Source organism: Salinicola sp. CR57, assembly GCF_003206585.1.
Classification (GTDB): domain Bacteria; phylum Pseudomonadota; class Gammaproteobacteria; order Pseudomonadales; family Halomonadaceae; genus Salinicola; species Salinicola lusitanus.
Window position 1 is genome coordinate 35,906 of sequence record NZ_PZJL01000008.1, and the last position, 10,949, is coordinate 46,854.

Sequence of the window (10,949 nt, forward strand, 5' to 3'; positions counted from 1 at the left end):
AGCGCGGTTCGCGGTATCGACGCCGGCGCTCTGCGCCGGCGTCTTGCGTTTGGGGGAGAGGCTGTCACCACGATGCCATGCGCTACCCTAGAGCCTTGCGCTCAGGCCGAAGAGAATATCTGCCATATCTCTGCCATATCGACAAACAGTCGCCGGAGAGTAAACAGCTCAGGGGCCGCTAGCCAGCCTGGCATGCCTAACCTCGGGCGCTGGTGCCGTGTTGGTCGTGGGCCGGCGTCGAGGCTAGAGTGAGGGCGACAGCCGCCAGAGGAGGTTGCTATGCAGATTCACCACCGCCAGGGACGCCTCACGGTCGCCGAGGGCGATATCACCCGTTTCGAGGGCGATGCCATCGTCAATGCCGCCAACAAGAGCCTGCAGGGTGGTGGTGGCGTCGATGGGGCGATTCATCGTGCGGCAGGTCCGGAACTGCTCGAGGCGTGTCGGGAGCTGCGACGCACGATCTGGCCGGACGGGTTGCCCGTCGGTGAAGTGGCGATGACGCCGGGTTTCAAGCTGCCGGCGCGTCACGTCATCCATACGGTTGGGCCGGTATTCGCCAAGTCGGAAGATCGTTCCGAACTGCTGGCCGCCTGCTACCGCAACGCCTTGCACCTTGCCGCTGAGCATCGATTCGAGCGGCTGGCCTTTCCCGCCATCTCCACCGGGGTCTACGGCTATCCGGCCGACGCCGCCGCCAGCATCGTGGCGGAGGTGATGCGCGAGCAGTTACCCGCTCTGACCGGCCTCGCGGTGACGCTGGTGTTCTTCTCGGCGAGAGACGCCGATGGCTTCCTGAAGAGCGCTTCCCTCTAGGGCTTGTTCACATTATCCACGCGGTCGCGACGCATCGGGTGAGCAGGCCCCTAGGGCGCCACCCGGTAACCACCGCCATCGTAGGGAAAGGAAAGGGAGGGTTGCCTGGGCCGGTCGCTGGCCTCACTCCTCCGGCTGGTACTTGTAGCCGACCCCGTAGACCGAGCGGATGATGTCACGCTCGGGCCAGACGTCGGCGATCTTGCGGCGCAGTTTCTTGACGTGACTGTCGACGGTGCGCTCGGAGACGATGCGGTGGTCGCGATACATGTGGTCCATCAACTGGTCGCGGGAGAATATCCGGCCCGGGCTGTGCATCATTACCTTGAGCAACTGGAACTCGACGGCGGTCAGGTTGAGGTCCTCGCTCCCCGCCATGGCACGCCAGCCATCCTCGTCCAGCGTCAGGTGATCTCCTTGAGGGATCGCTTCGTCCGTGCCGGTGATGCCATGGCTGCGTCGCAGCACGGCCTTGACGCGAGCCACGACTTCCCGGGGGCTGAAAGGTTTGCAGATATAGTCGTCGGCGCCCAGTTCGAGCCCCAGCAACCGATCCACCTCTTCGACCCGTGCGGTCAGCATGATCACCGGGATGGCGGGGAATCGCTCGCGAATCTGACGACACAGGGTGAGGCCGTCGGTGCCGGGCAGCATCAGGTCGAGCAGCACCAGCATCGGCTGGTTCTCCTCCAGCCACTCCATGACGGCGTTGCCGTGGTCGATGTGGTCGGAGGCATAGCCGCTCTTCGACAGGTAATCGGCGACCAGGCGGGCGATCTTGGGTTCATCCTCGACGATCAGAATGGTGTCGTTCATCAAACCGGCTCCCTATCGATTGGTATGGCTGCTGCTGGCCGGCTCCCCGGCGGGAGGAGTGGGCTCGGCGGAGGATTCGGCAGGCAGGTCCAGCGGAAACGCCAGCGTCCATCGCAACCCGCCCAGTGGTGAAGCGGAGGGTGTCAGTACGCCCCCTTGGGCCTCGATCAGCGCCCGGGCGATGGAGAGGCCCAGCCCGCTGCCGCCGCTACGGCGGCTGCGTGAGCCCTCCACCCGATACAGCCGTTCGGTCAGGCGAGGCAGTTCGTCGGCCGGCACCCCCGGCGGCGTATCCTCCCAGATCACTTCCGCCTTGTCGTGACGTTGCCGCAGGGTGACTTGCAGCGTACCGGGGCCGTCGGTGTAGGCAATGGTGTTGGAGAGCAGGTTGTCCCATAGCTGGCGCAGGCGCTGACTGTCGGCGCGCACCCAGACGGGTACGGTATCGAGCCGAAGGGTCAGGCCGTGGCTCTCGAGGCGCAACTCGCTGTCCTCGAGCCGCTGGACCAGCGACTCCTCGAGATCCAACGGCACCAGGTGCATGTCCAGGGCACCAGCGTCGCTCTGGGCGAGCAGCCGCAGGTCCTCGACCAGATGCCCGAGCTGGTCGACCTCCTGTTGCAGCGATCCCAGGTTGTCCGGCGACAATGGCCGCACGCCATCCTGCATGGCCTCGATCTCACCCCGCAGTACCGCCAGCGGCGTGCGCAGTTCATGAGCAATATCCGCGACCCAGCGCTGCCTCGCGCGCCGGTTGGCCTCGAGGGTCTCGGCGAGTTGGTTGAAATCCGCGGAGAGGCTCGACAACTCGTCGCGGCCACGTTCGGACAGGCGCACGCTGTAGTCGCCCAGGGTCAGGCGCCGGGTGGCCAGCGTCATGAACCGGGCACGGCGGCCCAGCCACCAGGCCAGCCCGCCCGCCAGCAGTAGCGAGGTAAGAAACAGCGCGCCGACGATGATCGTGAGATTGCGCTGCTGGCGCTCGAGAAATATCTGGTCCATGCGCGCCATGAGGCGTTCCGGCGGGAGATAGCCGAGTTGCCCCACCAGCTTGTCGCCGCTGCGGATGGGAACGAAGTGCGGCTCCGGCGGTGGCGGAATGTCCAGGTCGAGGTCCTGGGGGGGCGGCTTGAGCAGGGGTTCGCCGATGACGGGGTTGCTCAACTCGTCGAGCAGCACGTAGCCGCGGGCGTCGGAAAGTTGTCGATCGATCCCGGTCGGGGGGTGGCGGTCGCTCGACCATAGCTGGCTGCGGACCAGACTCTGCCAGGCGCGGGGGTTGTCGCGCAGCCACTGCCAACTGCCGCGCTGCGTCCACTGCTCTCCCAGCGCGTTGGCCAGCGTCTCGGCTCGTGTCGACTGGCTGCGTTCCAGGTAGTTGACGAACCCTTCGTCCAGGCTTCTCGAGACGAACACGAACACCAGGCCGCTGATCAGCACGTTGGTGACCAGGATGATGGCGAACAGCTTGAGGCTCAGGCGTGACAGCCGCGGCCAGTCACGTCGACTGCTGAGCGATGGAAGCATAGGGGCAGGCTTTTCCACGAATGACGACAATCCCTAAGTGTGGCGCAACGCATGGCAGTGACGGTTCAGGCAATCGGCAAAGATTGTGGAGATTGCCACACCCGTTACTGCTCTTCGAACTTCCGGCTCCGGGCTTCTTGCCCCGGTGCGCCGGGTTCGGGGCACCGGGTTCGGGACACCGGGGAGAGCGGCTCCGACATCAGGTCTCGTCGCTTCGGGATATCCGTCGCTTGCCCCAGACGAAGTCGATCGGCCGGTGGGGCTGGTCGGTGGCGTCGAAGGATGCCCACAGTGCGGCGAACGTGACGCCGCTGACCGGGTGCCGGTGCGCCGGCAGCAGCTCCGCGAGAGGATGGAGCACGAAAGCATAGCGCTCGATGTCCTCCCGCGGTAGCCGCCGGGTGTCGTCGCTCTCGACGCTGTCGCCCCATAGCAGCAGGTCGATGTCCAGGGTGCGGGCGACGAACTTGGCCGGCCCTGCCGGGCGGCCGTTCTCCCTCTCGATCGCCTTGCAGTGACGATCGATCGTCGCCGGGGAGAGTTCGGTTTCGAAGGCCACCACCATATTGTAGAACGGGCGCTCGTCGTCGAAACCGACCGCCGGGCTTTCGAAGACCCGGGAAAGCTGCAGCGGGTGAGGGGCGGCGAGCGACTCCAGCGCCTCCAGCGCCCGGGTCAGATGGTGCTGGCGCCGGATGTTGCTGCCCAGCCCGAGAGCGACCAGCGGCATCAGTCGACGCTGCGCTCGATGCGCACGCCCACGGCGCGTGCCGCCGCCACCGCTCCCGGCTTGCGAACGGTCAGGCGCAGGTGGCGGATGCCGAACTCGTCGATCAGCAACGCCGCGACGCGCTCCGCAAACGTCTCGACCAGGCCATGGGCGTTGGCGTCGGCATAGTCGGAGAGACGCTGGCAGATGGCAGCGTAGTCGAGTGTCCGGGAGAGATCGTCGGCACGGGCCGCCGGGCGAATGTCGGTGCGAAGCTCCAGGTCGAGCTCGAGGCGTTGGCGCACCTTGCGTTCCCAGTCGTAGACGCCGATCACCGTCTCCAGGCTCAAGCCTTCGATCAATACCTGATCCACGCGACCTCCTCGTCAGCGCTGATGTCCGTCAGCGTTCATCGTGCGGGCGGTGGGTCGAAGCGGACCCGCCGTCCAGGGTGGCGTCGATTGTACGCGATGAGAGTGGCAGAATCAGGGCTCTCGATGATGTCCGCGCCGTGCGGTCAAGGGGAGTGACGTCTTGCCACCGATCGTTGTTACCGGCCTGCTGATGGCGGCTGGCTATCTCAGTGGTTCGCTGCTCGGCGCGATCTGGGTCTGCCGGGCCTGGGGGCTGCGCGATCCGCGCTGGGCAGGCTCGGGAAATCCGGGGTTCTCCAATGTCCTGCGGGCCTTCGGCTGGCGTCCGGCGCTGGTGACGCTGGTCATCGACGCGGTCAAGGGAATGCCGGTGCTGTGGCTGGCGGGTGCGCTGTCGCTCTCGGTCTGGGCCCAGGGGCTGGTGGGGTTGAGCGTGCTGGTCGGGCACAGCTGCCCGGTCTGGCATCGGGGGCGAGGTGGCAAGGCGGTGGCCAGCGCGTTTGGGGTGCTGTTGATGCTGGCGACGCCGGTGGCGTTGGTCTGCGCGCTCTGCTGGTTCCTGCTCGCCTGGCGAGTGCGCACGGCGGCCGTGGCGTCATTGGCGTCGGCGCTGCTGGCGCCGCTGCTCAGCTACTGGCTGGTGCCGCCGATGACGGGCGTCATCTGCGTGTTCTCGCTACTGGTGCTGGCACGCCACGCCTGGAACATTCGGCTGTGGCGGGAGCGACGCCGCGAGGCGCACGAGCCGGCGCTGGCCGATCCCTTCGATGAAGAAGACGCCTTGCGCGACCGTCGCGAGGGCGATGACCGGGATTAGCGCCGGGGAGGCGCCAGCTCGGCCAGCGGCCAGCGTGGCCTCGGCTTTATCGCGTCGCTGCGCTGGCCCGCGATCAGCCGCTGCGCACCGGCGTAGGCGATCATCGCGCCGTTGTCGGTGCAGAATCGCCCGCGCGGATAGAATGCCCTGGCCCCCAGCTTGGTCAGCGCGATGTCGAGCGTCTCGCGCAGGCGCCGGTTGGCGCTGACCCCCCCGGCGACGACCAGCCTCTCCCGGCCGCTCTCCTTGAGGGCGCGCCGGCACTTGATGGTCAAGGTGTCGACGACGGCATCCTCGAAGGCTCGGGCGACATCGGCCCGGGCCTGGCTGTCGAGGGCGTCCTGCTCGCGTAGCTGACGGAGCGCGGTCAAGGTATGGGTCTTGAGCCCGGAAAAACTGAAGTCGAGCCCCGGTCGATCGGTCATCGGGCGGGGGAAGCGAAAGCGTTCGCTGCGGCCCTGCTCGGCCAGTGCGGCGACCTGCGGGCCGCCGGGGTAGGGCAGCTCGAGCATCTTGGCGACCTTGTCGAAGGCTTCGCCGGCGGCGTCGTCGACGGATTCGCCCAGCAAGCGATAGTCGCCCAGGCCGCGCACGTCGACCAGTTGGGTGTGCCCACCGGAGACCAGCAGGGCGACGAACGGAAATGCGGGGGCGGTCTCTTCCAGCATCGGTGCCAGCAGGTGGCCTTCCATGTGATGCACGCCCAGCACTGGAATGTCGAGCGCGCGCGCCATGCCGTGAGCGGTGCAGGCCCCGACCATCAGCGCACCGACCAGTCCGGGCCCGGCGGTATAGGCGATCGCATCCAGGTCCTGCTTGGTCAGCTGCGCGTCGGCCAGCACCTGGTCGACCAGTGGCAGCAGCTTGCGGGTGTGATCGCGGGAGGCTAGCTCCGGTACGACCCCACCGAATTCGGCGTGCAGGGCTATCTGGCTATAGAGCGCATCGGCCAGTAGCCCGGCGTCGGTGTCATAGAGCGCGACGCCGGTTTCGTCGCACGAAGTTTCGATACCCAGCACGCGCATGGTCGAATCATCCGTCGGAGTCGTTGAAGGAAATGCTGAAGCGGAAGGCGCGCTAGTTTACGCCGTCGAAAAGGTATTTGCATTGGTTCATGGGCAGGACTAGAATGCTCTGCTCTGCAGGACTGGGTCGTGCGCCCTGAAGATCCGGTATGTGGCGTTGCAGACGATCGGCGAGAGAGTGGATCATCCCTCGTAGCGCCGTCTGAAACCGCACGGATCGTCTTCTCGGGCGTGCGTTCAAACCGAACTCAATTCCCAAGGTAGGTGAGTGCTTCATGCCCGCTGTTAAAGTACGTGATAACGAGCCGTTCGACGTCGCGCTGCGTCGCTTCAAACGCTCCTGCGAGAAAGCCGGAGTTCTATCCGAAGTCCGCCGTCGCGAAACTTACGAAAAGCCCACTGCGGTTCGCAAGCGCAAAGCTGCGGCTGCCGTGAAGCGTCACGCCAAGAAGTTGCAGCGTGAGCGTAAGCGTTTCGAACGCTTGTATTGATCCGTACTGCGGTGACTTCGGTCACCCCAGAGGGACGATCAAACGGCCGCCGTCAAGGTGGCCGTTTGTTTTTACCCCGCCGCCTTCACTGATGTCGGCACATGGGCAGCGTTCCCCGGTTGGTCTATCTTCATGGATAGGCAGTACGGAGCCTCCCCAGCCTCCAGTCCGATTCTCCAGAGCGTCCTGACGACATGGCCGGACAGATCTCCCAGCGCTTCATTGATGACCTGTTGGCACGCACCGATATCGTCGATGTGATCTCCGAGCGAGTGCAGCTCAAGAAGAGTGGGCGCAATCACAGCGGCCTCTGCCCGTTTCACCAGGAAAATTCACCGTCTTTCACGGTAAGCCAGGACAAGCAGTTCTATCACTGCTTCGGGTGCAGCGCTCACGGCAACGCGCTGCGTTTCCTGATGGAGTTCGACAACCTGCGTTTTCCCGAAGCGGTCGAGCAGCTCGCGTCCCGCGCCGGGATGCAGGTCGAGCGGGAAGGTGGCGAGGACCCGGGCGCCCGTCAGCGTCAGCAGAAGCGTGAGGAAGGCGTCAACCTGCTGGAGCTGGCGGCCCGCTTCTTTCGTGAGCGGCTCGCCCTGGGGGGCGGGCGTCAAGCACGGGAGTACCTCGAACGACGGGGGCTGAGTCAGGAGATCATTCGGGACTTCGGCATTGGTTACGCCGAGGATGAATGGGAGTCGCTCAAGCGATACCTGCTCGAGCAGGGCATTGGCGAGGCGGTTCAGGTCGAGTACGGGCTGCTGGTGCACCGCGAAGAGACCGGGCGTACCTACGACCGTTTTCGCGATCGGGTGATGTTCCCGATCCGGGACTGGAAAGGGCGCACCATCGCTTTTGGCGGGCGAGTGCTCGGCGATGCCAAGCCCAAGTACCTCAACTCGCCGGAGACACCGGTCTTCCACAAGGGCCGCGAACTCTACGGGTTGTTCGAGGCGCGCCAGGCCAACCGGCAACTCGCGCGAGTGCTGGTGGTCGAGGGCTACATGGATGTGGTGGCGCTGGCGCAATTCGGCATTCGCAATGCGTGTGCCACCTTGGGCACGGCGCTGACCACCGATCACCTGCAGCGGCTGTTTCGACTGGTGGACGAAGTGGTGTTCTGCTTCGACGGCGACAATGCCGGTCGCCAGGCGGCCCGTCGCTCGTTGCAGACAGCGTTGCCTTCGATGATCGACGGCCGTCAGGTCCGCTTCCTGTTCCTTCCGGAGGGGGAGGACCCCGACACGCTGGTGCGTCAGGAGGGTCAGGAAGCGTTCGAGAACCGTATCACCTGCGCCAGCCCGCTGTCGGAATTCCTATTCGAACAGGCGGCGGAAGGGCGCGACCTGAAGCAGGTCGAGGGCCGTGAGCGTTTCGTCACCGCCGTGCTGGAGATGCTCAAGCATCTCCCCGAGGGGGTCCTCAAGTCGTTGTTGGTGAAGGAGCTGTCGACGCGCAGCGGGATCGAGCAGTCGCAGTTCGCCGACTGGTTCGCCAGTCATGCCCCGCCGGCGCCACGTTCCAGCGCGGCGGCGGATGCCGACGGCTACGAGGCGTTGATGATGACGCCGGATGGCGACGTCGAAGCGGCTTCAGAGCCGGGTTCGACGGTCGATAATGGGAATAATCGAGCAAGTCGGCGCGGGTTCCCGGCAACTCGCGCAGGAACTGCTACGCTTTCCCTGACCATTCCGGCTCGGATATTGCATCTGCTATTGCACGAGCCCGGGTTGGTCGACGGCTTGCCGGAATCGGTCGATTGGTGCCCCGCCGAGGTGCCCGACGGGCGGTTGTGTCGCGAGGTAGTGCAGTTGTTGCGTGCCGGGCGTTATCGCAGTCCTCAAGTGTTGCTGGCGCATTTTCACGGCAGCCCGGATGGGGAGCGGCTCGATCAACTGGTTCGTCGAGAGCTCGCAATCCCCCGTGACGTGCGAGCCAGCGAACTGGACAACTGGGTACGCCATCTGGAGCGCGAGAGCGCCAGATTGACACCGGTCGAGGAGTACCAGCAACTGCTGGAGAAGAGTCGTCGGTCGGGGGCACTGAGTTCGGATGAGAAACAGCGGTTGCGGGAGTTGATCGGCAAGTTGGCCGAAAGGTCGTGAGTCGCGCGGGCTCGCCGATGGCAGCGTAGGTTGATCGGCGCATCGCGGACGAATTGCAATAAAGATCGAGACTGTCGGCAGGGAAGCGTGAAGTGGTCGATCGGTGAGGTTGTCAGCCGGTAAACCGGTTGGAGAGGTTGAATTGGCGACGATCGCCACCAGATAGGTAACCAAACACACTAGCACACCTGGTAGACAAGGTAATAGAAGCTGGCAGCAAAAAGCGGGGGCGCGCTATACTAGCCGGCTTTTGGGGCGTCGCGCTGTCACCCCAGGTGCTTCATTCTTCTTCGTCGAGTAGGGTTTCTATGGCTGGAAATGCACAGCAGTCACGTTTGAAGGAGTTGATCGCACGCGGCAAGGAGCAGGGCTTCCTGACCTACGCCGAAGTGAATGATCATCTCCCCGAAGATATCGCTGATCCCGATCAGGTGGAAGACATTATCTCCATGATCAATGACATGGGGATTAATGTCGTCGAGGAGGCACCTGACGAAGACACGCTGATGATGTCCGACGATTCCACCGACGAGTCGGCGGCGGAAGAGGCCGTGGCGGCGTTGGCAGCGGTCGAGAGCGATGTCGGACGTACCACCGACCCGGTGCGCATGTACATGCGCGAGATGGGAACGGTGGAGCTGCTGACCCGCGAAGGCGAAATCGAGATCGCCAAGCGCATCGAGGAAGGCCTGCGCGAGGTGATGTCGTCGCTGGCCTATCTGCCCGGGGCGGTGGACTCCATCCTCAGTGCCTATGATCAGACCCAGGACGAGGAAGCGCCGGGACGTCTATCGGACTTGTTCTCCGGTTTCATCGATCCCGACGAAGGTATCCCCGGCGTTGCCGAGGTCGAGATGCCCGAAGAAGTCGAAGCCGATATCAGCGGCGACGACGATGAAGAAGACGACGAAGACAGCGAAGAAGACGACAACTCCAGCGAAGGCGGTCCCGACCCCGAGGAAGCGCGGGTGCGCTTCGAGCAGATTCGCGAGCAGAACGAATCCGCCAAGGCGGCCATCGAGAAGCACGGGCGGGGCTCCAGCGAAGCCAACGCCGAGCAGGCGCGCCTGGCCGAACTGTTCTCGCCGATCAAGCTCTCGCCCAAGCACTTCGAGCGGCTGGTCGGTCAGGTCCGGATCAGCGTCGACCAGGTTCGTGGTCAGGAAAAGGCGATCATGCAGGTGTTCGTCAAGCAGGGCAAAGTGCCGCGCAAGACGTTCATCAGCTCTTTCCTGGGTAACGAGGCCTCAGGTAGCTGGTTCGATGAATTTCTCGCCAAGCATGGCAAGTACGCCGAACGTCTCGAGCCTTTCCGTGGCGACGTGCAGCGGGCGCAGCGCAAGATCAGCTTCGAGCAGGAGATGGTGCTGCTCAGCGTGGGCCAGCTGAAAGAGGTCAATCGCCGCCTTTCCATCGGCGAAGCCAAGGCGCGTCGAGCCAAGAAGGAGATGGTCGAGGCCAACCTTCGCCTGGTCATCTCGATTGCCAAGAAGTACACCAACCGCGGCCTGCAGTTCCTGGACCTGATCCAGGAGGGCAACATCGGTCTGATGAAGGCGGTGGACAAGTTCGAGTATCGTCGCGGCTACAAGTTCTCGACCTATGCCACCTGGTGGATTCGCCAGGCGATCACCCGCTCGATCGCCGACCAGGCGCGCACCATCCGTATTCCGGTGCACATGATCGAGACGATCAACAAGCTCAACCGCGTGTCGCGCCAGATGCTGCAGGAGATGGGCCGCGAACCGACGCCGGAAGAGCTGGGCGAGCGCCTCGAGATGCCGGAAGACAAGGTTCGCAAGGTGCTCAAGATCGCCAAGGAACCGATCTCCATGGAGACGCCGATCGGCGACGACGAGGATTCGCATCTCGGCGACTTCATCGAGGACAGCACCATGGTGCTGCCGATCGATTCCGCCACCGGCGAAGGTCTGATCGAAGCCACCCGCAACGTGCTGGGCGGCCTGACCGCGCGGGAAGCCAAGGTGCTGCGCATGCGCTTCGGCATCGACATGAATACCGACCACACCCTCGAGGAGGTCGGCAAGCAGTTCGATGTCACCCGCGAGCGAATTCGTCAGATCGAAGCCAAGGCGCTGCGCAAGCTGCGTCACCCGTCGCGCTCCGAGCCGCTGCGTTCGTTCCTCGACGAGTAGAACATAGCCGCGAGCTACGGGATTCGAGCGACGAGCAAAAGCCGGCAGCCTTGCTATACGCAGTGGTTTGATCCCGTCTTTAGCGTTAGATAAAAATGTCAGCGACGTTAACGTCG

General features: G+C 64.4%; 10 protein-coding genes. 5 read left to right on the forward strand and 5 right to left on the reverse strand.

Going from position 1 to position 10,949, the window contains the following annotated elements; translation table 11 throughout:
• Positions 1-279: 279 nt before the first annotated feature.
• Positions 280-816, forward strand: a complete 537-nt coding sequence (locus DOM56_RS14185; RefSeq protein WP_110709782.1) for an O-acetyl-ADP-ribose deacetylase — start codon at positions 280-282, stop codon at positions 814-816.
• 123 nt (positions 817-939) lie between these two features.
• Here the strand turns inward: DOM56_RS14185 and DOM56_RS14190 are convergent, their stop codons facing one another.
• The 4 genes from DOM56_RS14190 to folB all read right to left on the reverse strand — a co-directional run bounded on the left by DOM56_RS14190 (position 940) and on the right by folB (position 4,242).
• A complete protein-coding gene (locus DOM56_RS14190; protein ID WP_110602482.1) occupies positions 940-1,632 on the reverse strand; it encodes a response regulator in 693 nt (230 codons plus the stop codon).
• A 12-nt stretch (positions 1,633-1,644) separates the two neighbouring features.
• Complete coding sequence (locus DOM56_RS14195; protein ID WP_110709783.1) at positions 1,645-3,159, reverse strand: ATP-binding protein; 1,515 nt, start codon at positions 3,157-3,159, stop codon at positions 1,645-1,647.
• 199 nt (positions 3,160-3,358) lie between these two features.
• On the reverse strand, positions 3,359-3,889 hold the full coding sequence (gene folK / locus DOM56_RS14200) for a 2-amino-4-hydroxy-6-hydroxymethyldihydropteridine diphosphokinase (protein ID WP_110709784.1): 531 nt from the start codon (positions 3,887-3,889) through the stop codon (positions 3,359-3,361).
• On the reverse strand, positions 3,889-4,242 hold the full coding sequence (folB, locus tag DOM56_RS14205) for a dihydroneopterin aldolase (protein ID WP_110602487.1): 354 nt from the start codon (positions 4,240-4,242) through the stop codon (positions 3,889-3,891). Before folB ends, folK begins: the two co-directional genes overlap by 1 nt.
• Before the next feature lie 190 nt (positions 4,243-4,432).
• On the opposite strand from folB, the gene DOM56_RS14210 reads away from it, so the two are divergent.
• Complete coding sequence (locus DOM56_RS14210) at positions 4,433-5,059, forward strand: glycerol-3-phosphate acyltransferase (protein WP_110709817.1); 627 nt, start codon at positions 4,433-4,435, stop codon at positions 5,057-5,059.
• On the opposite strand, the gene tsaD is transcribed toward DOM56_RS14210, so the two are convergent.
• Positions 5,056-6,084, reverse strand: coding sequence for a tRNA (adenosine(37)-N6)-threonylcarbamoyltransferase complex transferase subunit TsaD (tsaD, locus tag DOM56_RS14215; protein ID WP_110709785.1), 1,029 nt, complete (start codon positions 6,082-6,084; stop codon positions 5,056-5,058). The genes DOM56_RS14210 and tsaD overlap by 4 nt on opposite strands.
• Positions 6,085-6,359: 275 nt before the next feature.
• On the opposite strand from tsaD, the gene rpsU reads away from it, so the two are divergent.
• From rpsU to rpoD, 3 genes are all read left to right on the forward strand, one after another.
• Positions 6,360-6,575 (forward strand): 30S ribosomal protein S21, encoded by a 216-nt coding sequence (gene rpsU / locus DOM56_RS14220; RefSeq protein ID WP_075560838.1) that lies wholly within the window; start codon positions 6,360-6,362, stop codon positions 6,573-6,575.
• 194 nt (positions 6,576-6,769) lie between these two features.
• Positions 6,770-8,677 carry a DNA primase gene (dnaG, locus tag DOM56_RS14225; protein WP_110709786.1) on the forward strand — a complete coding sequence of 636 codons (1,908 nt, stop codon included), beginning with the start codon at positions 6,770-6,772 and terminating at the stop codon, positions 8,675-8,677.
• A 275-nt stretch (positions 8,678-8,952) separates the two neighbouring features.
• Positions 8,953-10,833: an RNA polymerase sigma factor RpoD gene (gene rpoD, locus DOM56_RS14230; protein WP_280951295.1), complete on the forward strand. Its 1,881-nt coding sequence runs from the start codon at positions 8,953-8,955 to the stop codon at positions 10,831-10,833.
• Positions 10,834-10,949: the final 116 nt, after the last annotated feature.

Excerpts from the sequence above, each read along its gene's own strand:
- rpsU (WP_075560838.1), top strand. The coding sequence starts at position 6,360 with ATGCCCGCTGTTAAAGTACGTGATAACGAGCCGTTCGACGTCGCGCTG.
- DOM56_RS14195 (WP_110709783.1), bottom strand. The coding sequence starts at position 3,159 with ATGCTTCCATCGCTCAGCAGTCGACGTGACTGGCCGCGGCTGTCACGC.
- tsaD (WP_110709785.1), bottom strand. The coding sequence starts at position 6,084 with ATGCGCGTGCTGGGTATCGAAACTTCGTGCGACGAAACCGGCGTCGCG.
- DOM56_RS14210 (WP_110709817.1), top strand. The coding sequence starts at position 4,433 with ATGGCGGCTGGCTATCTCAGTGGTTCGCTGCTCGGCGCGATCTGGGTC.
- DOM56_RS14190 (WP_110602482.1), bottom strand. The coding sequence starts at position 1,632 with ATGAACGACACCATTCTGATCGTCGAGGATGAACCCAAGATCGCCCGC.
- DOM56_RS14185 (WP_110709782.1), top strand. The coding sequence starts at position 280 with ATGCAGATTCACCACCGCCAGGGACGCCTCACGGTCGCCGAGGGCGAT.
- dnaG (WP_110709786.1), top strand. The coding sequence starts at position 6,770 with ATGGCCGGACAGATCTCCCAGCGCTTCATTGATGACCTGTTGGCACGC.
- folK (WP_110709784.1), bottom strand. The coding sequence starts at position 3,889 with ATGCCGCTGGTCGCTCTCGGGCTGGGCAGCAACATCCGGCGCCAGCAC.